This is a genomic window from Bradyrhizobium sp. SK17 (assembly GCF_002831585.1).
In the GTDB taxonomy this organism is placed as follows: Bacteria; Pseudomonadota; Alphaproteobacteria; order Rhizobiales; family Xanthobacteraceae; genus Bradyrhizobium.
Genome location: NZ_CP025113.1, coordinates 1,862,135 through 1,885,846, shown reverse-complemented (window position 1 = coordinate 1,885,846; position 23,712 = coordinate 1,862,135). Strand labels below are relative to the sequence as shown.

General features: G+C 65.0%; 21 protein-coding genes. 15 read left to right on the top strand and 6 right to left on the bottom strand.

Translation table 11 applies throughout. The features are described from left to right. Positions 1–80: 80 nt before the first annotated feature. From CWS35_RS08860 to CWS35_RS08845, 4 genes are all read right to left on the bottom strand, one after another. Positions 81–905 carry a helix-turn-helix domain-containing protein gene (locus CWS35_RS08860; RefSeq protein ID WP_100951665.1) on the bottom strand — a complete coding sequence of 275 codons (825 nt, stop codon included), beginning with the start codon at positions 903–905 and terminating at the stop codon, positions 81–83. 116 nt (positions 906–1,021) lie between these two features. Beyond that, positions 1,022–1,678, bottom strand: coding sequence for a glutathione S-transferase family protein (locus CWS35_RS08855; RefSeq protein WP_100951664.1), 657 nt, complete (start codon positions 1,676–1,678; stop codon positions 1,022–1,024). After that, positions 1,678–2,847 carry an acyl-CoA dehydrogenase family protein gene (locus CWS35_RS08850; RefSeq protein ID WP_100951663.1) on the bottom strand — a complete coding sequence of 390 codons (1,170 nt, stop codon included), beginning with the start codon at positions 2,845–2,847 and terminating at the stop codon, positions 1,678–1,680. The genes CWS35_RS08855 and CWS35_RS08850 overlap by 1 nt, the downstream gene beginning before the upstream one ends. A 131-nt stretch (positions 2,848–2,978) precedes the next feature. Next, positions 2,979–4,115, bottom strand: coding sequence for an acyl-CoA dehydrogenase family protein (locus tag CWS35_RS08845; RefSeq protein WP_100951662.1), 1,137 nt, complete (start codon positions 4,113–4,115; stop codon positions 2,979–2,981). A gap of 215 nt (positions 4,116–4,330) precedes the next feature. On the opposite strand from CWS35_RS08845, the gene CWS35_RS08840 reads away from it, so the two are divergent. The 3 genes from CWS35_RS08840 to CWS35_RS08830 all read left to right on the top strand — a co-directional run bounded on the left by CWS35_RS08840 (position 4,331) and on the right by CWS35_RS08830 (position 8,200). Continuing rightward, positions 4,331–5,872, top strand: coding sequence for a long-chain fatty acid--CoA ligase (locus CWS35_RS08840; RefSeq protein ID WP_100951661.1), 1,542 nt, complete (start codon positions 4,331–4,333; stop codon positions 5,870–5,872). Positions 5,873–5,995: 123 nt separating this feature from the next. Next, positions 5,996–7,216: an ABC transporter substrate-binding protein gene (locus tag CWS35_RS08835; protein ID WP_029878739.1), complete on the top strand. Its 1,221-nt coding sequence runs from the start codon at positions 5,996–5,998 to the stop codon at positions 7,214–7,216. Between the two features lie 273 nt (positions 7,217–7,489). Then, a complete protein-coding gene (locus tag CWS35_RS08830; RefSeq protein WP_100951660.1) occupies positions 7,490–8,200 on the top strand; it encodes a DUF1614 domain-containing protein in 711 nt (236 codons plus the stop codon). Between the two features lie 12 nt (positions 8,201–8,212). On the opposite strand, the gene CWS35_RS08825 is transcribed toward CWS35_RS08830, so the two are convergent. After that, positions 8,213–8,977, bottom strand: coding sequence for a helix-turn-helix transcriptional regulator (locus CWS35_RS08825; protein WP_100951659.1), 765 nt, complete (start codon positions 8,975–8,977; stop codon positions 8,213–8,215). 252 nt (positions 8,978–9,229) lie between these two features. Here CWS35_RS08825 and CWS35_RS08820 point away from each other — a divergent pair, with 252 nt between their 5' ends. The 3 genes from CWS35_RS08820 to CWS35_RS08810 all read left to right on the top strand — a co-directional run bounded on the left by CWS35_RS08820 (position 9,230) and on the right by CWS35_RS08810 (position 14,635). Continuing rightward, positions 9,230–11,449 (top strand): marine proteobacterial sortase target protein, encoded by a 2,220-nt coding sequence (locus CWS35_RS08820; protein ID WP_371682863.1) that lies wholly within the window; start codon positions 9,230–9,232, stop codon positions 11,447–11,449. Positions 11,450–11,649: 200 nt separating this feature from the next. Continuing rightward, the gene (locus CWS35_RS08815) at positions 11,650–12,240 is read left to right on the top strand and encodes a class GN sortase (RefSeq protein ID WP_100951658.1); all 591 of its coding nucleotides are present in this window, start codon (positions 11,650–11,652) and stop codon (positions 12,238–12,240) included. Positions 12,241–12,412: 172 nt separating this feature from the next. Next, positions 12,413–14,635, top strand: coding sequence for an acetate--CoA ligase family protein (locus CWS35_RS08810; protein ID WP_024578713.1), 2,223 nt, complete (start codon positions 12,413–12,415; stop codon positions 14,633–14,635). A 195-nt stretch (positions 14,636–14,830) separates the two neighbouring features. On the opposite strand, the gene CWS35_RS08805 is transcribed toward CWS35_RS08810, so the two are convergent. Further along, entirely contained in the window at positions 14,831–15,592 is a 762-nt protein-coding gene (locus CWS35_RS08805) for a trypsin-like serine protease (RefSeq protein ID WP_168226285.1), read from the bottom strand. Between the two features lie 440 nt (positions 15,593–16,032). Here CWS35_RS08805 and CWS35_RS08800 point away from each other — a divergent pair, with 440 nt between their 5' ends. The 9 genes from CWS35_RS08800 (at position 16,033) to CWS35_RS08765 (ending at position 23,639) form a co-directional block, all read left to right on the top strand. Then, positions 16,033–16,707, top strand: coding sequence for a response regulator transcription factor (locus CWS35_RS08800; RefSeq protein WP_100956162.1), 675 nt, complete (start codon positions 16,033–16,035; stop codon positions 16,705–16,707). 361 nt (positions 16,708–17,068) lie between these two features. After that, complete coding sequence (locus tag CWS35_RS08795; RefSeq protein WP_100956160.1) at positions 17,069–19,519, top strand: S8 family serine peptidase; 2,451 nt, start codon at positions 17,069–17,071, stop codon at positions 19,517–19,519. A 174-nt stretch (positions 19,520–19,693) separates the two neighbouring features. Beyond that, entirely contained in the window at positions 19,694–19,885 is a 192-nt protein-coding gene (locus CWS35_RS08790; protein ID WP_021078101.1) for a hypothetical protein, read from the top strand. Between the two features lie 57 nt (positions 19,886–19,942). Beyond that, positions 19,943–20,119, top strand: a complete 177-nt coding sequence (locus tag CWS35_RS39455; RefSeq protein WP_168200235.1) for a hypothetical protein — start codon at positions 19,943–19,945, stop codon at positions 20,117–20,119. Positions 20,120–20,169: 50 nt separating this feature from the next. Next, the gene (locus CWS35_RS08785; protein WP_145987216.1) at positions 20,170–20,511 is read left to right on the top strand and encodes a hypothetical protein; all 342 of its coding nucleotides are present in this window, start codon (positions 20,170–20,172) and stop codon (positions 20,509–20,511) included. Positions 20,512–20,609: 98 nt separating this feature from the next. Next, on the top strand, positions 20,610–21,296 hold the full coding sequence (locus CWS35_RS08780) for an isoprenylcysteine carboxylmethyltransferase family protein (RefSeq protein WP_024578709.1): 687 nt from the start codon (positions 20,610–20,612) through the stop codon (positions 21,294–21,296). A gap of 153 nt (positions 21,297–21,449) precedes the next feature. Next, on the top strand, positions 21,450–22,082 hold the full coding sequence (locus tag CWS35_RS08775; protein ID WP_192827255.1) for an HAD-IA family hydrolase: 633 nt from the start codon (positions 21,450–21,452) through the stop codon (positions 22,080–22,082). Between the two features lie 128 nt (positions 22,083–22,210). Beyond that, a complete protein-coding gene (locus CWS35_RS08770; protein ID WP_024578707.1) occupies positions 22,211–22,531 on the top strand; it encodes a hypothetical protein in 321 nt (106 codons plus the stop codon). A 160-nt stretch (positions 22,532–22,691) separates the two neighbouring features. Beyond that, a complete protein-coding gene (locus CWS35_RS08765; protein WP_100951656.1) occupies positions 22,692–23,639 on the top strand; it encodes a MoxR family ATPase in 948 nt (315 codons plus the stop codon). Positions 23,640–23,712 lie beyond the last annotated feature (73 nt).

The following is a 23,712-nucleotide window of genomic DNA, read 5'->3' as shown; positions in this document are numbered from 1 at the left end:
GTTTCCGTAGGTCTCTGCCATCCCGCTTCATTGATGAATCACGCGGTATGGGTCCCGGCCTTCGCCGGGACGACGGATGTTTACGTCAGTGCGCGCTCCTGCCCGGTCCGGTAGATCGCGAGGTCGCGCGAGCCGGAGAAGATCGCGCGCGGCTTCAGGCCGTAGAAGCGGCGGATCGAGTGGCTGAAATGGGTGCTGTCGGGATAACCGATATCCTGCGCGAGATGCGCGAGGTTGATGTCCTGGTTGGCGAAATGCAGCAGATGCCGCGCCCGCTTCCAGGCGCGGAAGGAGCGGAACGAGATCCCGGTCTCCTCCTTGAACAGATGCAGGAAGCGCGACGGCGACAGGCCTGCCTCGACGGCGCAGCCCGCCGCGGTCACCGGCTCGCCGGAGAACTGCCCGATACGGCCGATCGCGCGCACGACGCGCGGATCGAGCATGCGCTGCGGCAGCGCATCGCCGAAGCACATGGTGTCGAACTCGGCGTTCGCGATCGCGTCGCGATGCTGCATCTCGGCCAGCGTCGCATAGGCGGCGCGGATCCGGTTCGCGAACAGATGGCAGTCCGGGCCTTCGAGACGGCGCGCGACTGCCTCGAGCGTGCCGTCGGGCACGCTCTCCGGTTCGATCGCGACGCAGATCGCGGAACGATACTCGCTGGTGATGGTGTGGCGCAGGTTCGGCATCGTCACCGCGAGTTCGCCATGGGACTCGCGGCCCTCGCTGGTCGACAGATGCAAGCCGTCGCGGATCGCGACATAGACATGGAAGGCGCCGGGACAACGCTCACGCGGGCGGCCGAGCAGCCCCGCATAGAACACCCGTTCCGGCGTGATCAGCATCCGGTGGCCGGACTGCTGCTGGCCGGATTTCTGGCACTTGGCGTCCACGATCGCGTCCATGGCGGTTCCTCCTCGCGCGGCTCTTGGGGCCGCTGCGGCTGATCCACCATAGCGCAAATTCGAGGCCTGTCACCGATGCGCTGGATCAATTCCGGGGCACATCGACGCTGTCGCAATCAAGGCCGCGCCCGCGGCGCAACATTCTGTTCCTGCCCGGCTTTCTGTTCCGACGCCACCGCACGCTTGTAACCGTCACGCTGTTGCAGCCGCGCCCAATAGGCCGCGACATTCGGCCCGAAATCCTTGGCGAGGCCGATATTGCTGGCGAGCCGGAGCGCATAACCGTTGGCGATGTCGGCGGCGGTGAAGCGTTCCGCGCAGAGGAATTCAGACTTGGCGGCGGCGGCTTCCACCGCGCGGAGGCGTCCCAGGAACCATTTTGCATAGTCGCCCGAGACCTGCGGGTTGCGCCGCTCCTCCGGCTCGAGCTGGCTGTAGCGGAGCACCAATGTCTGCGGAAAGGTCAGCGTTGCGTCGGAAAAATACATCCAGTTCAGGAACGCGCCATAGGCCGGCTCGTCGGCGCCCACGACCAACGGCGTCGGGCCATGCTTGGTGCCGAGATAATGACAGATGCCGGAGGACTCCGTCATCTTGGTCTCGCCATCGACCATGAACGGGATGGTGCCGAGCGGATTGATGCCGAGATACTCCTTGGCGAACACGCGCGGCGGGAACGGCAGCATCTTCAGCTCATAGGGCAGCCCGAGCTCCTCCAGCATCCACAGCGGGCGGAACGAGCGCGCGGCGTCGCAGTGATAGAGCGTGATCATCAGGCGTTTCCCTTTTGCTTCAGGCCGGGCAGCGTGCCCATCATCTTGCACAATACCATGAGCATCACCTCGTCGGCACCGCCGCCGATCGAGGTCAGGCGGCTGTCACGGTAGGCCCGGCTGACCGGGGTCTCGTTGGTAAAGCCCATGCCGCCCCAATATTGCAGGCAGGCATCGGTGAGCTCGCGGCCGAGCCGGCCGGCTTTCAATTTCGCCATGGTCGCAAGCCGGGTGACATCCTCGCCCGCCACCAGCGCCTCACCAGCACGATAGATCAGCGACCGCAAGAGCTCGACCTCGGTCTGCATCTCCGCGAGCTTGAAGTGCACCACCTGGTTATCGAGGATCGAGCCGCCGAACGCCTTGCGGTTGCGGGTGTAGTCGATGGTCTCGTTGATGATGAACTCATGCGCCTTGAGGCAGGCCGCCGCGCCCCACAGCCGCTCCTCCTGGAACTGGATCATCTGGTAGGTGAAGCCCTGGCCTTCTTCGCCGATCCGGTTGCGCTTCGGCACCCGGACATTGTCGAAGAATATCTGCGCCGTATCCGACGAGCGCATGCCGAGCTTGTCGAGCTTGCGCGCCACCTGCACGCCCTTGGACTTCATCGGCACGCAGATCAGCGACTTGTTGCGATGAACCTGACCGTCGCTGGTGTTGGCCAGCAGGCAGATCCAGTCGGCCTGGGTGCCGTTGGTGATCCACATCTTGCCGCCGTTGATGACGTAATCGTCGCCGTCGGAGCGGGCATTGGTCTTGATCGAGGCAACGTCCGAGCCGGCACCGGGCTCGGAGACGCCGATGCAGGCGACCTGATCGCCCGCGATCGCCGGCACCAGGAATTCGCGCCGCACCTCGTCGGAGCCGAACCGCGCCAGCGCCGGTGTCGCCATGTCGGTCTGCACCCCGATCGCCATCGGTACGCCGCCGCAGGTGATGGCGCCGAGCTCCTCGGCCATCATCAGCGCGTAGGAATAGTCGAGCCCCTGGCCGCCGAACTCGACCGGCTTGTTGAGGCCGAGGAAGCCAAGATCGCCGAGCTTCTTGAACAGCTCGTGCGCCGGGAAGATGTCGGCCTTTTCCCACTCGTCGACATGGGGATTGATCTCGGCCGCGATGAACTTTTGCAAGAGCCGGCGGGGTTCGTCGTGGTCGGCGGTGAAGAGCATTGTCTGGTTTATCCCTCGTCATTCCGGGGCGATGCGAAGCATCGAGCCCGGAATCCATTTCACATCGAATCTGCGGCCCGATGGATTCCGGGCTCGCGCTCCGCGCGCCCCGGAATGACGGCGCAAATTCATCACAACCCCATCTGCCGCGACGCGAGATCCTTCATGATCTCCTCGGTACCCCCGCCGATGGCGTTGACCTTGACCTCACGGTAGATGCGCTCGACCTTGATGCCGCGCATGAAGCCGGCGCCGCCGAAGATCTGCACCGCCTCGGAGGCACAATGCGCCATGGTTTGCGTGGCCTGGTTCTTCATCATGCAGATCTCGGCGACCGGGCTTTCGCCCTGGCCGAGCCGCCACGCCAGCATCTCCAGCATCGCCTGCGAAACCGCGACCTTCTGTGCCATGTCGACGATCTTGTGGCGGATGACTTGATGTTGCGCGATCGGCTTGCCGAACGTCTTGCGCTCCTTGGCGTAGGCGATCGCCTCGTCGAGGCAGACCCGCGCATACGCCGTGCAGCTTGCCGCCATGCCCATGCGCTCGCTGTTGAAGTTGTACATGATCTGCTTGAAGCCCTGGCCCTCCTCACCGATCAGGTTCTCGACCGGCACGCGGCATTCGTCGAAGTGCAGCGTCGCCGTGTCCGACGCCCACCAGCCCATCTTCTTCAATTTCGTGCGGGACAGACCCGGCGTATCGCCCTCGATCAAGAGCAGGCTGACGCCGCCGGGGCCCTCGCCACCGGTGCGCACCGCGACCGTCAGATAATCGGCGCGCATGCCCGAGGTGATGAAGGTTTTCTCGCCAGAAACAACATAATGGTCGCCGTCGCGCCGCGCCTTGGTGCGCAGGTTCGCGACATCCGAGCCACCGCCCGGCTCGGTGATCGCCAGCGCCGAGATCTTCTTACCCGCAAGCACCTCCGGCAGCACCCGCGCCTTGACCTCGGGGCGGGCGGCGCGGGCGATCGGCGGCGAGCCGATGGTGTGGCTCATCAGGCTCGCGGAGACGCCGCCGGCGCCGGCGCGCGCCAGTTCCTGCGAGGCCACGATCTTCATGAACTGGTCGGCAGCGATCCCGCCATATTCCTCGGGAAACCCGAGCCCGAGCAGCCCGATCTCGGATGCTTTTGCGTAGAGCGCCCGCGGAAACTCGCCCTCCTCATCCCATTGATGGGCATATGGCTCGACTTCCCTGGCCACGAAGCGCCGCATCACCTCGCGAAAGGCCTCATGCTCGCCGGTATAGAACGGGTTTGCCATCCGCTTGCTCCGTTGATTCCCGGGTCGGACGATGTCCGGATTTTTCTCAGGCCACTTGCGTCGAGTGGCTGCCGGCCCGGCCGGCATTCCATTCGACCAACGGCCAGCCTGTAAACGCAAGACAGTATCCCGATACGCCCCCTCCACTGCCAATTCATGGCATCAATCGAGCCAGGAACAGGCGGCGCAAGACTGCCGTTCCGGAGGAGGGACATGTGCCGGTTCGTTACTACGACTGGATCGCGCATCATCGCCGGCGCACGCCGGACAAGATGGCGCTTGTCGATCTCGCAAGCGGACGCCGCTTTGGCTATGCGGAGCTCGACGCCCGCATATCGCGGCTCGCCGCCTATTTGCGCGACACCCTGAAAGTTGCGAGCGGCGACCGCGTCGCGGTACTGGCGCTGAACACCACCGATACGCTGGAGGTGCAGTTCGCCTGCTTCCGGATCGGCGCGGTCTTCCTGCCGCTCAACACCCGCCTCACCGTTCCCGAGTTGCGCTACGTCACCGGTGACGCCTCGCCCAAGGTGATGATCCATGACGACGACCTCGCCGAGACCGCGCTTGCGGTCGCCAAGCTCTGCGATGTCGCCGCGACCGTGCGGCTCGGCCCCGGCGGCGCCTATGAGGCCGGCATTGCCGCGGCGAAGCCGCTCGAACGGTTCGAGGAGGTCACGCTCGATGACATCTCGACCATCATGTACACCTCGGGCACCACCGGCCAACCCAAGGGCGCGATCATCACGCATGGGATGACGTTCTGGAATTGCGTCAATCTCGGCGGCCCCGCATATGTATCGCCGGCCTCGGTGCTGCTGACCGTGCTGCCGCTGTTCCACACCGGCGGACTGAATTGCTACACCAATCCGGTGCTGCATGCCGGCGGCACCGTGCTGATCATGCGAGCGTTCGATCCCGGCGCGGCGCTGAAGTTGATCGGCGATCCCTCACAAGGCATCAACGTGTTCTTCGGCGTGCCCGCGATCTATCAGTTCATGGCGCAGCATCCTTCGTTCGCCACGGCGGATTTCAGCCGCCTGTTGATTGGCGGCGTCGGCGGCGCACCGATGCCGGTGCCGCTGCTCAAGACCTGGGAGGCGCGCGGGGTCGCGCTGCAACAGGGCTACGGCATGACCGAGACCTCGCCGGCCGTGATGGTGCTTGACCGCGAGGATGCCGCGCGCAAGGCGGGCTCGTCCGGCAAGCCGGTGTTGCACACGGAAGTGCGCATCGTGCGGCCCGACGGCAGCGACGCCGCCGTCGGCGAACTCGGCGAGCTCTGGGTCAAGGGTCCGAACATCACGCCGGGCTACTGGAACCGGCCGGACGCCAATGCCGCTTCGTTCACCGACGGCTGGCTGCATACCGGCGACGCCACACGGATCGACGAGGAGGGCTTCTACTACATCGTCGACCGCTGGAAGGACATGTACATTTCCGGCGGCGAGAACGTCTATCCGGCCGAGGTCGAAAGCGTGCTGCATCAACTCGCGGCCGTGGCCGAAGCCGCCGTGATCGGCATCCCGAACGAGCAATGGGGCGAGGTCGGGATGGCCGTGATCGCCGTGAAGCCGGGCCATTCACTGACGCCGGCCGAGATCCACGCGCATTGCCAGGCCAATCTGGCGCGGTTCAAATGCCCGCGCCTGATCGAATTCATCGATGCCCTGCCGCGGAATGCGACAGGCAAAATTCATAAACCGACGCTCCGGCAGCAATTCAGCGCGCCGAAGCCAACTGATACTGCCGCATGATCCCGGGGACGCACGTCGCGTCTCCCTTGGTGATGTCGAGAGTTGCCCGTGACCGTCTGCCGGGACCGGCCGCGGGTTCGTTGCGTTGAGTCCCCAACCAAATAGATCGAGGAAATTGCCTTTATGAAAACCACAAAACTGTCGCTGCTGGCCGCGGCCACGGCGCTCTGCCTGCTCTCCACCCAGGCCGCCTTTGCGCAAAAGAAGTATGACACCGGCGCCTCCGACACCGAGATCAAGATCGGTAATGTCGAGGCCTATAGCGGCCCCGCATCCGCCTATGGCGTCATCGGCAAGACCGAGGAAGCCTATTTCAAGATGATCAACGATCAGGGCGGTATCAACGGCCGCAAGATCAACTGGATCTCCTATGACGACGGCTACTCGCCGCCGAAGACCGTGGAGCAGATCCGCAAGCTGATCGAGAGCGACGAGGTGTTCCTGGTGTTCAACGCGCTGGGCACGCCGACCCAGACCGCGGTGCAGAAGTATCACAACGCCAAGAAGGTGCCGCAGCTCTTCCTCGCCACCGGCGCCAGCAAATGGAACGATCCGAAGGAGTTTCCGTGGACCATGGGCTTCCAGCCGAGCTACCGCGTCGAGGCGCGGATCTTCGGCAAATACATCCTGAAGGCCAAGCCAGACGCCAAGGTCGCGATCTTCTATGCCAATGACGATTTCGGCAAGGACTACCTGGTCGGCCTCAAGGAGGTGCTCGACAAGTCGAGCGCCAAGATCGTGGCCGAGGAAAGCTACGAGACGACCGAGCCGTCGATCGATTCCCATATCGTCAAGCTGAAGGACACCGGCGCCGACGTGTTCGTCAACATCTCGACGCCGAAATTCGCCGCGCAGGCGATCAAGAAGATCGCCGAGCTCGGCTGGAAGCCGATGCAGGTGATGACCGACGTCTCGATCTCGATCGGCGCCGTGATGAAGCCCGCCGGGCTCGAAGCGTCCGAAGGCGTGCTGTCGGCCGGCTATTTGAAGGACGCCTCCGATCCGCAGTGGAAGAATGACGAAGGCATGAAGAAGTTCATGGCCTTCGCCGAGAAGTACATGCCGGGTGCCAATCTGTCGGACGCCAACCTGGTCTATGGCTACGCCGCGGCGCAGACCATGGTGCAGGTGCTGAAGCAGTGCGGCGACAATTTGACCCGCGAGAACGTGATGAAGCAGGCCGCCAGCCTGAAAGATTTTGCGCCGGATACGCTGATCCCCGGCATCAAGATCAACACCAGCGCGACCGATTTCGCCCCGGTCGAGCAGCTCAAGATGATGCAGTTCAAGAACGGACAGTGGGAGCTGTTCGGCGACATCATCAGCGCCGAGACCGGCGGCTAGCGCCGATCGGACGACACGGTACGTCAGTCGTTGCGAAGCCGCCCGTTCGGGCGGCTTCGTTCGCTTTGCGAATTGATAGGCGGATGAGGTTTCTCACCGTCACCCTGAGGAGCCGCGAAGCGGCGTCTCGAAGGGTCGACGGCCTCCGCTGGTGGCCGTGCATCCTTCGAGACGCGCTACGCGCTCCTCAGGATGACGGAACGCCTGCTTGTGATCCTGTCCGAAATTCCTAGATAACCAGATGGGCGGCGCCGAACACGGACTGTCGAACCGATGGATTCCAACGTTCATTATTTGCCGCTGACGCCGGGGTTCTTTTCGATCCTGGTGTTCGCCGCCCTGGCGCTCGTGGTGCTGATCCAGCTGCGCATCCTGCGCTACGCCTATATGCGGCTCGGCATCGGTCCCGGCGTCGCGTTGCTGCTGCTGTTCGGCTCGCTGATCGGCAGCTATTTCAACATTCCGATCACGGTGCTGTCCGGACCGCCGGTGCGATCGGGGCAGATCGTCGACTTCTTCGGCATGCGCTACGTCGTGCCTTATCTGGCGTCGCCGAGCACGATCCTCGCCGTCAATGTCGGCGGCGCGGTGATTCCGACGATCATGTCCGCCTATTTGATGCTGCGCTATCAGCTCTGGCTGAGGGCCGCGACCGCAACATTCGTCATCGCGGCCATCGTCCATGCCAGCGCGACGCCGGTGCAGGGAATGGGGATCGCCGTCCCCGTGTTCGTGCCGGTCGTGGCCACCGCCATCCTCGCGCTGCTGCTGTCGCGTGAATACGCCGCGCCGCTCGCCTATATCGGCGGTTCGATGGGCACGCTGCTCGGCGCCGATCTATTGAACCTCGACAAGATCGGCAGCCTCGGCGCGCCGATTGCGTCGATCGGCGGCGCCGGCACGTTCGACGGGATTTTCCTGACCGGCATTCTGGCCGTGCTGATCGCGGGCGTCGTCGCGCCCGCGCGGCCGAGACCGGCGTGATCTCTTCCGAGCTTATGCCGGCAGGAAGATCGCGAACGGTTCGTCGATGGTGCGACGCAGGTGCTCATTGTAAAGCGCAAAGTTCGCGTCGTCGGCCGACACCCGGCCGAGGCTCGGCTTCGGCACGTTCTTGATCGGCAGGAATGCGATCGGCGCGGCGACCGGCGTCAGCAGCGAGCCGCGGCCGGCGAGCAGCGTCGTGATGATGCCGTACATTTCGCCGGAGTTGCGCGGACGCGACACCGTGATCACGCGATGCTGGCCGTGCCGGTTGGTGACGAGATAGACGAAGCCGGATTCATTCGGCACCGCCACCTCGCCATACTGGGTGTAGTCGGAATCCTGCCGCTCGCCCTCGCGGAAGCCGAGCGATGATGCCGCCTCGTCCCAGGCGATCTCGGTCCGATAGGCATAGAGTGCGCCCGGCTCACCGAACGACGGACGCACCGTGATGTAGGTGCCCTCGATCCGTGCCACCGCGCGGCGGGAATAGGATCCGAGACTATCGGGCGCGATCCCGCCATTGGCGGGCGCGAGCACCGAGATCGCCTCGGGCAGCTTGCGCAACGACACGCCGAGCGCCTGCTCGAGCCGCACCGTGGTCGCGAGCGTGAACGGGCGGCGGCCGCCGAGCACTTTCTCCAAGGTCGACAGGCTGAGCTTGGCCTGCTCGGCCAGCGTCTGCCGCGAGATGCGGCGGCGCGCGATCTCCTCGCGGATGGTCTCTGCGACCTGGAGGCTCTGCTCGGCGGACAGCTGCTTGTCAGGCGTCGACATCGTGCTCCTGCGCGGGTTCCCATGAATCGGCACAGTCTAGCAGACCGGACAATCCATCACAAAACCGCACAAACCCGCCTCGGCCGACGGCGGACGGCGCCGGCCGGCGGCCAATCATTGCCGATCATTCTGCTCGCGCCAAAACCGCCGTTCTCCATGATCGCGAGGCAGCGAAAGTCTCGCTCGGGAGTGACGAAGATGACGATTTACGATGCATATGAGAGCAGTCCGCAGATCCGCATGTCGCGCAGGATGCGCATTGCGCTGTTCTTCCTGGTGGAAGGTGTCGCCGCGCTGGCAATCGGCTTTGCGGCGCTGTTCCTGAGCTTCGACCCGGTGTGGTCGGCCGAGCTGCCGCAACAGGCGGTGCTGCGGCCATCTGATGCGCGCTCCGGCTCGCTGCTGTTCAAGACCGACGACGGCTACAAGGACGCGCTGAGGCTCGGCATCGATGTCGATCTCACCGTGTCGGGCCCGACCGTCCGCGCCCGCGTCACGCAGATCTTCCGCAACCCGACCAAGGACTGGGTCGAGGCGACCTATGTCTACCCGCTGCCGGCGGGCGGCGCGGTCGACACGCTGAAGATGGTGGTCGGCGACCGCATCGTGGTCGGCGACATCAAGGAGCGGCAGCAGGCCCGCGCCATCTATGAGCAGGCCAAGCGGAACGGCCAGAAGGCTGCGCTGACCGAGCAGGAGCGGCCGAACATCTTCACCAACTCGGTCGCCAATATCGGCCCCGGCGAAACCGTGCTGGTGCAGATCGAGTATCAGGAGCCGGTGCAGCAGAACGGCAATGAATTCTCGCTGCGGGTGCCGATGGTGGTCGGCCCGCGCTACAATCCGCGCCCGGTGGTGCAGAGCGTCGATCTCCGCGCCGATGGCAGCGGCTGGGGCGCGACCACGACCGATCCAGTGCCAGATCGCGATCGCATCGCCTCCGAGGTGCTCGATCCCGCGACCAATGCGCCGATCAATCCCACCAACATCACGGTGCATCTCAACGCCGGCTTCCCGCTCGGCGAGGTGAAGAGCCACTTCCATCAGGTCAAGATCGACAGCCCCGACAGCGCCACGCGCGTCATCAAGCTCGCCGAAGGCCCGGTGCCGGCCGATCGCGATTTCGAGCTGACCTGGAAGCCGGCCGCAGAGAAGGCGCCGTCGGTCGGGCTGTTCCGCGAGCATGTCGGAAATTCCGATTATCTGCTGGCCTTCGTCACCCCGCCATCGGTCGAGCAGGCGCAACAGAAGCCGCTGCCGCGCGAGGTGATCTTCGTGATCGACAATTCCGGCTCGATGGGCGGCACCTCGATCATCCAGGCCAAGGCGAGCCTGCTCTACGCGCTCGGCCGCTTGCAACCCACCGATCGCTTCAACGTGATCCGCTTCGACGACACCATGGACACCCTGTTCCCGTCGCCGGTCGCGGCCAACAGCGCCAACATCGGCAACGCGACATCCTTCGTCAACGCGATCCAGGCGCGCGGCGGCACCGAGATGGTGCCGGCAATGCGCGCAGCGCTGTCCGACACCAACCATGACGACGCCGATCATGTCCGCCAGGTCGTGTTCCTGACCGACGGCGCCATCGGCAACGAGCAGCAATTGTTCGAGACCATCAACGCGCTGCGGGGCCGCTCGCGGGTGTTCATGGTTGGCATTGGCTCGGCGCCGAACACCTATCTGATGACGCGCGCTGCCGAGCTCGGCCGCGGCACCTTCACCCATATCGGCTCGGTCGAGCAGGTCGACGAGCGCATGCGCGACCTGTTCGCCAAGCTGGAGAATCCCGCGGTGACCAATCTCGCCGCAAAGTTCTCCGACGCGACCGCCGACCTGACCCCGTCGGCACTGCCCGACGTCTATCGCGACGAGCCGCTGGTGCTGGCCGCAAAGCTCGACAAGCTCGCCGGCTCGGTCGAGATCAAGGGCCGCATCGGCGACCGTCCGTGGAGCGTAACGCTGCCGCTAGCCAACGCCGCCGAGGGCAAGGGCCTGTCGAAACTGTGGGCGCGCCGCAAGATCGCGGATGCAGAGGTCGCGCGCACGACGCGGCAGGAGAGCCCTGAAGATGCCGACAAGGCCATCCTCGCGCTGGCGCTGGAGCATCAGCTCGTCACGCGGCTGACCAGCCTCGTCGCGGTCGACAAGACGCCGAGCCGTCCCGAAGGCGAGCCGCTGAAGCTCTCCGAACTGCCGCTCAACCTGCCCGCCGGCTGGGACTTTGCAAAAGTGTTCGGTGAGCGTCAGGACCTGCCGGCCGTACCGGGCGAGCGCCGCGCCGACGGGAGCGACGGCAAGATGCAGCTCGCCGCGCTGAAGCGGTCCCCGGTCGCGAAGCAAGGTCCTGGCACGATCCTGCTGCCGAAGACGGCGACCGATGCCGAACTGAAGATGATCGCGGGTGTGATCATGCTCACGGTCAGCCTTCTGCTTCTGGTGTTCAACCGGCGTCAGACGTCGCCCCAATGACGTCGGATGAGAGGAGGAGGAGCCCCCCGACCTCCTCCTTCAAAGAGCGCGCGCGGCCTTCCCACCCGTCCCCCAGGGGCCGCGCGCGCCACTCTTTCTCAACCGTCATTGCGAGCGAAGCGAAGCAATCCATGTCACCGTTCGGGGAAAGATGGATTGCTTCGTCGCTTCGCTCCTCGCAATGACGAGGATTGCTGCAAATGCGCCGCTTCGTCCTCCCCCTCGCCTTCGCGCTCATCGGCCTGATCCTGTTCGGCCAGGGCACTTATATCCACGGCAAGGCGCTGCTCGCGCAGGTGCTGCTGGAGCGCGCCTTCGCACGGACGATCGCGACCGGCCAGCCGGTGAAGCCATGGAGCTGGGCCGATACCTGGCCGGTGGCCCGGATCGAGGTGAAGCGCCTGCACGCGTCCGCGATCGTCCTCGCCGGCAGCAGCGGCCAGGCGCTGGCATTCGGTCCCGGCCATGTCGAGCAGAGCGTCGATGCCGGCGAGCCGGGTGTCGCGGTCTATTCCGCGCATCGCGACACCCATTTCCGCTTTCTCAGGGATGTCACGATCGGCGACGAGATCGAGGTCACGCGAAGCGACGGCAAAATCTTCCGCTACCGGGCCGATCGCAGCTCGGTGGTCCGCTTCGACCAGTCCGGCATCGATCCGCTGACCGACCGGTATGAACTCGTGCTGTCGACATGCTGGCCGTTTGACGCGCTCACGTCGGGTCCCGAGCGTTACCTGTTGCATTCGACCATGATCGAACCGAATTCGAGTCCGGCCGAATCGGGTTCCTGAGGTACATGAATTTTGCGCATGCCGGGATATCGCGTGTGACGCCCTGACTTGCGCCAGCGTGAGTTGCCACCCCCTTCCCTCAGCCATAAAAACAATGAAAAATCGGGCGCTGCGGTGATCGACCGTGGGCCAGAGGAAACAGAACAATACAACAAGGATAAGGGCAGGCTCCATGGAAGCTCTCGCAAGCACCGCGTCTCATGTGTCCCACAAATGGGCGCCGCCTGCTGACGCCAGCGATATCGTCAAGAGCATCCATGCGATGCTGCACCCGCGCAACATCGTGCTGGTCGGCGCCACCGACAAGCCAGGCAACTACGCCGAACGAATCTGGAACAACCTGGTCAAGTACCAGTATGCCGGCGGCCTGTTTCCGATTAATGCCAAGCGGGAAACGATCTGGGGCGTCACCTGCTACAAGGATTTCGCCAGCCTTCCCGAAAAGCCCGACCACGTGCTGGTGCTGGTGCCGGCGCGCTTCGCGGTGCAGGTGATCCGCGACGCGGCCGCGGCCGGCGCGCGTTCGGCGACCATCGTCACCTCGGGCTTCAGCGAGTTGCAGGATGAAGAGAGCCAGCGGCTCGCGGTCGAGCTGAAGCAGGCGATCAAGGAGACCGGGCTTGCGGTCACCGGCCCGAACTGCCTCGGTAATCTGAGCGCCGGCGAGAACCTGTTCACCAATATCGACGATCGCATCGTCACCATGGAGCCGGGCGCGGTGGCGATCGCCGGCCAATCCGGCGCGATCGTGATGGCGATCCGCCAGGCGCTGGAGGATCGCGGTGTCGGCGTCGGCTACATGGTCACGACCGGCAATGAATCCGGGCTCGAGACGCCGGACCTGATGAGCTATTTCGCCGCCGATCCGAGCATCCGCGTCATCGTGGTCTATCTCGAAGGCGTCAGGAACACGAAAGTGTTCCGCGATGCCTGCAAGGCGGCGCGCGCCGCCGGCAAGCCTGTCATCGCACTCAAGCTCGGCGCCTCCGAAGGCGGCCGTGCCGCGGCGATGGCGCATACCGGCGCGCTCGCCGGTTCGATCGAGACGTTCGACGCGATTTCGACCCGCGAGGGCGTAATCCGCGTGCGCGGGCTGGATGAACTGATCGAAACCACCGAGTGCTTCGTCCATGCCGACCCGCCGAAGGGCAATCGGCTTGCGGCAGTGTCGCTCTCGGGCGGCAAGCGCGGACTTTTGATCGATGCATTCTATTCCGCCGGCCTCAATTTCGCACCGCTGAGCGAGAGCGCATCGGAGCAGCTGGCGAAGATGCTCGGCCCCGGCAGCATCGTCGGCAACCCGCTCGACGCCGGCTTCGCCGCGGTGGTCGATCCCTCCGTCTACATGAAGTCGATCAAGATCATGATCGACGATCCCGACACCGACATCGTCATCATCGATGCCGAACTGCCGAAAGCGCCGCACGAGCTGCGCGAGCGCAACCTGAAGATCGTCAACGAGATGGCGGGCCAGGCCAACAAGCCGGTGATCTATATCAGCGCGATGTCGATCGGCTTCACCGAGTTCACCAAGGGATTGCGCAAGTCGTTGCCCAACATCGCGGTCATGCAGGGTCTCGACCGCGCGGTCGGCGCGATCAAGTCGCTGATCGAATATGCCGGCCTGCGCAAGGAGGTGCCGGACATCGTGTCGAGCTCGAAGGCCTCGGCACGCGCTGTGCTGGAGAAGACGCTGAAGGCCGCCAACGGCGCCGCCGCGCTCGACGAGGTCGCCTCGAAGGCGCTGCTCAAGGCCTATGGCATCCCGATCTCGAAGGAAGATGTCGCGCAGACCGCGGCGGAAGCCGTGAAGATCGCCAAGCAGATCGGCTTTCCGGTGGTCGCCAAGGTGGTCAGCCCCGACATCCTGCACAAGTCGGATATCGGGGGCGTGGTGCTGAACCTCGCCAACGCCGCCGAGGTAAAGAAAGCATTCAACGACATCACCGCGCGGGTGAAGAAGCTGAAAGGCAAGCCGAAGCTCGAGGGCATCCTGATCGCGCAGCAGGTCAAAGCGGACCTCGAGCTCGTGGTCGGTGCCTCGCTCGACGCCGAGATGGGGCCGGTGGTGCTGTTCGGCACCGGCGGCGTGGATATCGAATTGATGAAGGACGTGGCGCTGGCCGGCGCGCCACTCGATGCCGCCGAGGCGAAGGAGCTGATCGCCAAGACCAAGGCCGGCATCAAGTTGAAGGGCTATCGCGGCAAGCCCGCACTGCACGAGGCGTCGGCGGTGAAAGCGCTGGTCGGGCTCTCCAACCTGATGGCCGACGCCGGCACCCGCATCGCCTCGATCGACGTCAACCCGTTCCTGATCAACAGCAAGCTCGGCGTCGCCGTCGACGGCCTGATCGTGCTCAACAACGCCGCCGCAAACAAGGCGGCGGGGCATTAGGCTCGGGCGCGGGCTCTCTCAGTCCCGTCATCCTGAGGAGCGCGTAGCGCGTCCCGAAGGATGCACGGCCCTACTGTGGCCGATTCATCCTTCGAGGCTCGCTCCGCTCGCACCTCAGGATGACGGAACTTGGTGCGCGCCCGCGGCTTCATCAGCGTGTAGGGTGGGCAAAGGTGCATTTCGGACAGCCGCGCCCTAGAAGCTCGCGCCCCATTGCAGCGCGGTCTGCATCACCCAGTCGCGATAGAGCGTCAGCGGCGTCACGCCGGTGATGCCGCCGCAGCCGTCGCTGCCGTTCGGGCCGGTGGACCAGCTCACCACGCCGACGATCACGGGGCCGCCTTGCTTGTCCTCGAACACAGGTGCTCCGGAATCGCCGGTGCAGGCGCCGAGCCCGTCGCGCACGCCCTGCCCGACCGGATCGACCAGCCGAATCTGGAGCGTGCCGGGCTTGCCGCTCGCGATCAGGCCGGCGACACGGATGCTGCCGCCGCTCTTGCCGTCGCCACGGACGGTGACGCCGACTCCAGCGATAGTAAAGCGGCCACCGACCTGGATCGGAATGTTGGGCATGCCGAGCACCGCCGGCGCCTTGCCCGCGGCCGGCACCGCGAGTTGCAGCAGCGCGACGTCCGCGGTTGCGACGTGATTGGTCATCGCCTGCATCCGAAAGCCGGGATGGATCGCGACCGTCCTGACGTCCTGCAATTTCGGCTGCCGGTCCGGACCATAGTCGACGATCTTGTAGTCGGCGCCGGGCTGCACGCAGTGCGCGGCGGTCAGCACCACCTTCGGTGCGATCAGCGCGCCGGTGCAGAAATTGCCGCGCGAGCCAACGATGGTGACGACAGAGCGCGCAACGCCGTCGGTCGAGGGCGCACCGCCACCGACAATCGCCGATGCCGGCGTTGCCATCAACAGGGTCAGGAGGGCTGTCGCTCGAATCAATCTCGTCATGGAATCCCGTCGACTTGCATCGGAACTGATCAGATCCGAGGCGCGACATTGCGTCGCTCACACACGGCCTCGGCGAACACACGATGTCGTACAGAGCATCCGGGCCTGTGCGCGTCAATTGTCTAAATATTGAGCCGTCGATGACTACAGCGTTGACGTCGCCGCCAGATTCCCGCACCGCCATCACGCACGGCACGCCGCGTCACCGCTCCTGTCTCGATACGCGCCCAGAGACGGCCCGCGCCGTGCGTTCCAGACCACGCTCCGAATGTGAACTGCCTCTCTTGATCATGCGATCATCGAGGCCGTAATTTCGTCCCGATATTGATACAACCTCTGGCAGCATACCGCATACTTACCTTCATGACTTTCTGGATGCCGGTGCCGTGACTTTTCATACGGCTTTTCCATCCGCCATTTTATTGAGTTCGAGGATAATGATGAGGATCGCGGTCGTCACGCCGATCAGGCTGTTCAGCGAGGGGCTTACCTCGAGTTTCCAGGACCACGCCGAGTTTGCGATCGAGGCGGCGGCTTCCGATCTCGCCGGCCTGCGCGAGGCACTCGAAACCAGCAGCGTCAATGTCATCCTGATCGACGTCACACAGGGCATCGATCTCGACGAAGTGCGCGTAATCGCGAGCCAAAATGCGGACATTGCCCTGGTCGCGCTCGGCCTCAACGAGGACCGGCGTGACGTGGTCCGCTGCGGCCGCGCCGGGTTCAGCGGCTATATTTCCCGCAACGCCAGCTTCGACGAACTCTGCCGCGCGCTGTCGGACGTCGCATCGGGACGGCTCGCTTGCAGCGCCGAGATTTCCGGCGGCCTGCTGCGAGCGCTGTTTTGCATGGAGCGTCAGACGGATACGATCGAAGCGGAGCAGGGGCTGACGCGCCGCGAAAGCGAAGTCCTGAAGCTCATTGGACAGGGCATGTCCAACAAGGAGATCGCGCGCGATCTCAATCTGAGCCTCGCTACGGTCAAGCATCACGTCCATCACGTATTGCAGAAGCTCGGCCTGCCGCGCAGAACCCAGGCGATGCGGCGGGTGCGCGAAGCACCGTGGATCGCGACGTTCACCCCCGCTCCCGACCGGCGGCGCGAGCTGGACTGACGGCAATATCCTGAATTCCGTATTCGACCGGCGACGGCGTGTTCGCGCGCCGGCGCTCAACGCGGCTCGTCATGTGCAGGCGCGCGCAACTTGCGCCGTCAGATGATCCGAACCCAACCCTTTGATCGATCTTTTGCGGCGCGCGATCGATCTCATGGATCGATCTCCTGGATCGATCGATCCCTATCGTCGGCTCGATCCTTTCTGATCCACCGCGGCGAATAGGTTGTTCGCGGCAGACCTGCCACAACAGCACCAACGCAACGACATTCTGCCGATTTTCGTTCGTTGCCTGAATCCAATTGCCGCGGAAGGCGGATCGGCTGCGTGGACGCGCGGCAGATCGATCGGGAATGATTTCATGAATCCAGTCGCCGACATCGCTGGTCTGGCTGCCTTGTGGCAGAGAACGTCGGGTGGCGACCCGGCGGTCAAGATCGCGATCATCGACGGTCCCGTCGACCTCAATCATCCCTCGCTCAGGCAGGCCCGTGTCGCGATGGGTGGCGAGTTCGTCGCGCCGTCTTCGCCCACGATCCAGTCCGAGCACGGCAGCCATGTCACGAGCGTGCTGATGGGCACGCCCGGCAGCCCGGTGCTCGGCGTGGCGCCGAATTGCAGCGCCACCGTGTTCTCGATCTATCGCGAGAATGCCGGCGGCCAGATCGAGCCGTCCTCGCAGAGCACCCTCGCGCTCGCGATCAACCAGGCGCTCGCCGTCGGCGCCGACATCATCAACATCAGCAGCGGCCAGCAATCCGCGACCGGACAGGCCGACCGCATTCTGGTCGATGCGGTGCGCGCCTGCGAACGCGCCGGCAAGCTGATCGTCGCCGCCGCCGGCAATGACGGCTGCCGCTGCGTTCAGGTGCCGGGCAGCCTCTCTTCGGTGCTCGCGGTCGGCGCATGCGATCTGGCCGGCAATCCGCTGCCGTTCAGCAATTTCGGCGACGCCTATCTCGAGAACGGCATCCTGGCGCCGGGCGAGAACATCGCCGGCGCCTCGCCGGTCCGCAATGTCAGCCTGCGTTCGGGAACGAGCTTCGCTGCGCCGATCGTCACCGGCGTCGTCGCGCTGCTGCTTTCATGCCTGCGCCAAAACGGACGCAAGGCCGATCCGCAAGCCGTCCGTGCCGCGCTGCTCGAAAGCGCCGTGCCCTGCCGCAGCGACAGCGGCGCTTCGCGCTGTCTCGCCGGACGGCTCGATATTCCCGCGGCTGTCGCCGCCCTGCTTGGCGAGCAGGCGGACGCCGTCATGCCGTCGGGTGCCACGGCCGCGCCTCCCCGCTTCTGGGGAGTGACCGCGCGCCCTTTCGTCCAACCGTCATCCGCCGCTCAGCCAACTGCAACCAGAGAGGGTTCCATGGGAGATCTATCAGCAATGTCTGCACCATCGGCTCCGCGCATCTTCGGGCCGGACGGCTCGGTCCTGCGAAGCAGCGCCGGGATCACGCCAAGCGAGGCCCAGCCGGCCGCACCTGCGGCCATGGCGGCCCCCGTTGATCACGGCGTCGTCGCCGCGCCGATCGCAGCGCCCGCGCCCTATCCGTACCACGCCCCTTATCCGGGCGGCGACATGGTCTGGATGCCGGCGCCAGCGCCGCAGATGGTGATGCCGCCGATGATGATGCCGCAGATGGCGATGCCAGCCGCCGGCATGATGCCGCAAACCTGGCTGCAACCGCAGCAATTGCCGGCACTGATGCCGAGCAATGCGTATCCCGTCGCAGTGCCGCAGGCGCTGCCGATGTATGAAGCCCCCGCGGTGCGGACCAGCGAGAAGAGCTGCGGCTGTGGCGGCGGCATGCGCCCGCAGGGCGCGACGCCGGAGTCCACCGGTCAGCTCGCCTTCCCGATCGGCAGGCTGTTCTACGATTTCGGCAAGGAAGCCCGCCTCGATTACTTCGTGCAGGCGATCGCCAACTGGCGCGACAGCCTGATCGGACGCGGCGATCCGGCATTCGGCCCAGAGCGCGATCGCTCCGGCGATACGTCGGCCCCCTACAATCCGGCGATCATGGCGCGCTATCTGCTGAACCAGGCCGAAGGCGAGACCGCGACGCCGGCCGGCGCCGGCAACAACTTCCCGGACGCCGACGCCATCACCTGGACGATGACGATCGATTCGATCCCGATCTACGCGATCAAGCCGCTCGATGTGTTCGGTCTCGGGTTCTTCGCCGCGCTGATCCTCGCGCTGTGGCACCAGGAAGTCTCGCACGACGATCCGGCGACCACCCGTACGGTGGTGATCGCGACAGCGGCCGTGGCTGAAGCCGATGCACGACCAGTCACGCCCCCGGCATTCCCGCCGCGCGGCGGTGTTGCGCGGGTCTCGATGGCCGGCTGGGTCGACAGCACCAACACGACCAAGCTGCTGAACGGCACCGTCGTGCCGACGCTGGTGACCGATTGGCGCGGCTTCTACCAGTGGGATCTCTACACGCTGTTCGGGCCCGACGCCGACACCTGGCCGGCCGGCGCCGAGGGCTTCCTCGAGCGGATCTACAATGAGTTCCGCAATGTCGGCCTCTCGCCGCAGGATCGCGCGCTGAACTACTCCGCGATGAACGCCTACAACACGCGGAAGATCTTCAGCGACGTCGCCAAGAAGGGCCTGCGGCTCGACACTGTCGAGGTCGACCAGAGCGTGATCTGCCGCCCCGACTCGATCTGCCACGACGTGACCTACCGCTTCTTCAACCCGACGCAAGTCCTGACCCAGGCGCGCGAAGTCTATCAGTACACGATCGACGTGAGCGACGTGGTGCCGGTGGCGGTCGGGCCGCTGCGGAACTGGCAGGTCTATTGACGCGATTGCTCCTCTGCGTCCGGAGGAGATCAGAACGTGGCGCGAATTGGCGTCACGTGGTTCAGGGGATCGACGCGATGAGCGATCCCCTGGGCGACGTCCAGCGACGGCTGCCCCGGTCGGTGCTCACCTCCCGTAGTCGCCGTCAATTCAAACCGAAAGAAGGAGCTGAACATGTACGCAAGGAACGACTTTGAGACCTTCGGCAGCGTGCGTAGCCCGATCCAGTGTGAGGGCATCGAGCGCGGTCCGAAGCGGATTGCCGAAGTGGCGACCAACGGTTCGGTCAACCCGCAGGGCTGGCAGGACATCGTCGGTGGCGTCGTGCAGGCGCTGCCGGGCGTCCTCGGTGCTTTCGGCATCTGATCGCCAAACTCGGGGCCCGGCGCAGTCGGGCCCCACCCCTGCCGAGAGGAGACTGCCATGATGGAAAAATCCACCGCCAAGAGCCCACAGCAACCGCGGAACGGTCGCCGGATCGAACCCTCCGGAAAGATCGTCGTATCGTCAGTCGTGACCCATGCCGCGCTGCTCGCCGCGATCAGCGACCGCAACCCGATCATCGCCAAACGCACCACATCCGACGAGGACAAGTCCTGAGGTCCAAATCCTGAAACTATCGTCATCACCGAACCTATGGAGCCGATGCCATGGCAAGAACGCCCCGCAAATCCGGATCCGACAGCGCCGCCTCTCCGCCGCCGGCGGAAGCGCCATCCGCAGCGTCGAGCATTGCCGACGCGCGGCGCCCGTTGGAGGCAGCCGTTGTCGCCCGTCCGAAGATCGCCACCACGCCCGCCCCGCCGACCACGTCGAGTTACATGGCGCCGCCGCAAGGCCCCGGCGCTCCGCAGCAGATGCGCCATGACGGCTCGCCGCATTCGGAGGCGCGGCTCAACACCGCGATGAAGATCCTGCTCGACCCCACCGCCCGCGCAATGCCGAGCAAGGTCTACTCCGGACAGGCGCGAAACTGGACGCGTCGGCCGTGATCGGCGTCGCGCACTGATTATCGCTGCGATCCGCTGCCCAGGCCTGCAACGGCCCGCCCGATTGGCGGCGCGGCCGTTGCCATTTGTCGGAGAGAGACATGGACCAGAACGGCAATTCTCCTCGCATCAATCTGCGTCGCGCCGCCTTCACATGCGTGGGCCTCGGATCGCTCCTCTTTCTCGCGGCCGGTACCATGCGATGGGCCGGCGGCTGGGTGTTCCTCGCCGAGATCACGATCGGCGGGCTGATCACCGAAGCCTGGCTCGCCAGGCATGATCCGGGATTGCTGGCCGAGCGGCGCACCGCGCGCGGCCAGGCCGGGTGGGATCGCGTCATCACCTCGATCATGCCGCTATTGTGGCTGACATGGCTGCCGCTGATGGCGCTCGACGCGATGCGCTACCAGACCTCGTTCATCCCGTTCTGGCTGCAATGCGCCGGCGCCGTCATGATCGCGGCGTCGTTCTACATCGTCTACCGGACCTACCGGGAGAACAGCTACGCCGCGCCGGTGGTGAAAATCCAGCGCGAGCGCGGGCACGCCGCGGTGACCACGGGGCCTTACGCCTATGTGCGCCACCCGATCTATGCCAGCGGCCTGCTGACCTATCTCGGCACGCCGCTGCTGCTGGGGTCCTGGTGGGGCCTCGTCATCGTGCCGGTGATGATGGCGTTGCTTGGCCTGCGGTCGATGATGGAGGAGCGGATGCTCACCGCCGAGCTCGATGGCTATGCCGAGTATCTCACCCGCGTGCGCTACCGCCTGGTGCCGATGGTGTGGTGAGTCTTCCGCGCGGCGGAGTTTGCCGCGAACTGGCGGCTTGCCTGACCGGCGCCACTTCCAATAAAGAGGGCTTGACGCGCGTTTCCCTGTCTTCCGCCGAACCGGCGGAAGAACCGAGGCGAAGCCGCCGCTTTGCAACGGGCAGGGATTTTGATGATCGAGGCAGTGATCTGGGATTTCGGCGGCGTCTTGACCACCTCGCCGTTCGAGGCATTCGCGCGCTATGAGACCGAGCGCGGCCTGCCGATCGACATCATCCGCCGCACCAACGCCGCCAACCATCTCGAGAACGCCTGGGCCAAGTTCGAGCGCGCCGAGATCGGTATCGACGCGTTCGACGAGCTGTTCGCATCGGAATCGAAGGCGCTCGGCGCCGAGGTGCGCGGCAAGGACGTACTGCCGCTGCTGTCCGGCGACCTGCGGCCCGAAATGGTCGAGGCGCTGAAGCGCATCAAGGCGAAATTCAAGACCGGCTGCATCACCAACAACCTGCCGTCGAATGCGATCGGCAGCCACAGCGGACGCACGCTGTATGTCGCCGAGGTGATGGCGCTGTTCGATCACGTCATCGAGTCCGCCAAGATCGGCCTGCGCAAGCCCGATCCGCGCATCTACCGGATGATGGTGGAGACGCTCCAGGTCAATCCAAACAACTGCGTCTATCTCGACGATCTCGGCGTCAATCTGAAGCCGGCGCGCGAGATGGGCATGACCACGATCAAGGTCGCGAACGCCGCGCAGGCGATCTCCGAGCTCGAGGCCGCGACCGGCCTCACGCTGAGGTGAAGTCGGTTCCGGCCACATTCACCGGGCATTCAGCCGAAGCTTCCTAATCATAAGCCTCTTTCCTGATCTGAGCGTGTTTCCGGAAACAGCATCCCCGTTTCCGGACGATGCTTGCGGAGGCAGATTCCATGAAACGTCTCGTCGTCGCCCTCGTCTCGGCCGGCTCCCTGCTGGTCTCGTTCGCGGCTCTCGCGCAATCGACCCCGGCCCCTGCCGCAGCAGCGCCAGCGGCGGCTCCCGCGCAGGAGAGCACTGCTGCGGCCGCGCCCGTGCCCGGCGCCAAGCGCGCAGCCTGCCAGAGCTCCACCCAGGCGCTGAAGGGTCAGGACAAGCGCGACCAGATGCAGCTCTGCATGGCGCAGGCGCATCTCGACTGCCTGAAACAGGCCATCGACCAGAAGATCACCGGCCCGCAGCGCAAGGATTTCGTGAAGAGCTGCGCCGGCTAGCGGCAGCGTCTCAGCCGTATTGCGCTCGGCGGAAATACCCCGAACCATGCGCTAACCCCAGCCTTTGGTCTCCAGCCATCGCGGGCCAAACGAGCCTTGTGCTTTGCCCGCAACGGGCGCAGAACAGGTCCGAGTTCAAGGTAATTCGGAGCTGACCCTCGTGGCTGATACCAGGCCCACCGCCTCGATCGAGGCCGTGGAAAGCGGCCTCGCCGCGCAAGGCTATATTGCAAGCCGGCAGATCGCGACCGCGGTCTATCTGTCGCAGCAGATCGAGAAGCCGATCCTGGTCGAGGGCCCTGCCGGCGTCGGCAAGACCGAGCTGGCCAAGGCGATCGCCGCCTGGCGCGGCATGAAGATGATCCGCCTGCAATGCTATGAGGGCCTCGACGAGGCCAAGGCACTGTATGAGTGGAAATACGCCAAGCAGCTGCTCTACACCCAGATCCTGAAGGATAAGCTCGGCGAGGTGCTCGGCGGCGCGCAGACGCTGGCGGCGGCACTCGACCAGCTCCACACCTTCGGCGACGTGTTCTTCTCCAAGGAGTTTGTCGAGCCGCGGCCGCTGTTGCAGGCGCTGGAGCAGCCGGCCGGCTGCGTGCTCTTGATCGACGAGATCGACAAATCGGACGCCGAATTCGAATCGCTGCTTTTGGAGATCCTCTCGGACTTCCAGGTCACGATCCCCGAGCTCGGCACCGTCTCCGCGGTGGCGCCGCCGACCGTGATCCTGACCTCGAACAGCGAACGCGACCTCGGCGACGCCCTGAAGCGGCGCTGCCTGCATCTGCATATCGGCTTCCCCGAGCAGAAGCTGGAAGAGCGCATCGTCGAGAGCCGGGTGCCCGGCATCTCGCAGACCCTGCGCAAGCAGATGGTCGGCTTCATCCACGAGATCCGCTCGCTCGACCTGAAGAAGCTGCCCTCGGTCAGCGAGGCGATCGATTGGGCACGCGTGCTGGTGCTGCTACAGGCGAACGAGCTCGACCACGAGATCGTCAAGGACACGCTCAACGTGCTGCTGAAGTACGAGGCCGACATCGAGGCTGCGACGCCGCAGATCTCGTCCTTCATCGCCAAGGCATCGCGCCAGGGCGTGTTCAGCTAAGGCATGATCCGGAAAAGTGTGAAGCGGTTTTCCGACAAGATCATGCTCAAAGAAGGAGCTAAAGCGCGATGAC

Bases quoted from the DNA above. Each gene is read 5' to 3' on its own strand.
- CWS35_RS08860 (WP_100951665.1), bottom strand. From the start codon at position 905: ATGGACGCGATCGTGGACGCCAAGTGCCAGAAATCCGGCCAGCAGCAG.
- CWS35_RS08855 (WP_100951664.1), bottom strand. From the start codon at position 1,678: ATGATCACGCTCTATCACTGCGACGCCGCGCGCTCGTTCCGCCCGCTG.
- CWS35_RS08850 (WP_100951663.1), bottom strand. From the start codon at position 2,847: ATGCTCTTCACCGCCGACCACGACGAACCCCGCCGGCTCTTGCAAAAG.
- CWS35_RS08845 (WP_100951662.1), bottom strand. From the start codon at position 4,115: ATGGCAAACCCGTTCTATACCGGCGAGCATGAGGCCTTTCGCGAGGTG.
- CWS35_RS08835 (WP_029878739.1), top strand. From the start codon at position 5,996: ATGAAAACCACAAAACTGTCGCTGCTGGCCGCGGCCACGGCGCTCTGC.
- CWS35_RS08830 (WP_100951660.1), top strand. From the start codon at position 7,490: ATGGATTCCAACGTTCATTATTTGCCGCTGACGCCGGGGTTCTTTTCG.
- CWS35_RS08825 (WP_100951659.1), bottom strand. From the start codon at position 8,977: ATGTCGACGCCTGACAAGCAGCTGTCCGCCGAGCAGAGCCTCCAGGTC.
- CWS35_RS08820 (WP_371682863.1), top strand. From the start codon at position 9,230: ATGCGCATTGCGCTGTTCTTCCTGGTGGAAGGTGTCGCCGCGCTGGCA.
- CWS35_RS08815 (WP_100951658.1), top strand. From the start codon at position 11,650: ATGCGCCGCTTCGTCCTCCCCCTCGCCTTCGCGCTCATCGGCCTGATC.
- CWS35_RS08810 (WP_024578713.1), top strand. From the start codon at position 12,413: ATGGAAGCTCTCGCAAGCACCGCGTCTCATGTGTCCCACAAATGGGCG.
- CWS35_RS08805 (WP_168226285.1), bottom strand. From the start codon at position 15,592: ATGACGAGATTGATTCGAGCGACAGCCCTCCTGACCCTGTTGATGGCA.
- CWS35_RS08800 (WP_100956162.1), top strand. From the start codon at position 16,033: ATGAGGATCGCGGTCGTCACGCCGATCAGGCTGTTCAGCGAGGGGCTT.
- CWS35_RS08795 (WP_100956160.1), top strand. From the start codon at position 17,069: ATGAATCCAGTCGCCGACATCGCTGGTCTGGCTGCCTTGTGGCAGAGA.
- CWS35_RS08790 (WP_021078101.1), top strand. From the start codon at position 19,694: ATGTACGCAAGGAACGACTTTGAGACCTTCGGCAGCGTGCGTAGCCCG.
- CWS35_RS39455 (WP_168200235.1), top strand. From the start codon at position 19,943: ATGATGGAAAAATCCACCGCCAAGAGCCCACAGCAACCGCGGAACGGT.
- CWS35_RS08785 (WP_145987216.1), top strand. From the start codon at position 20,170: ATGGCAAGAACGCCCCGCAAATCCGGATCCGACAGCGCCGCCTCTCCG.
- CWS35_RS08780 (WP_024578709.1), top strand. From the start codon at position 20,610: ATGGACCAGAACGGCAATTCTCCTCGCATCAATCTGCGTCGCGCCGCC.
- CWS35_RS08775 (WP_192827255.1), top strand. From the start codon at position 21,450: ATGATCGAGGCAGTGATCTGGGATTTCGGCGGCGTCTTGACCACCTCG.
- CWS35_RS08770 (WP_024578707.1), top strand. From the start codon at position 22,211: ATGAAACGTCTCGTCGTCGCCCTCGTCTCGGCCGGCTCCCTGCTGGTC.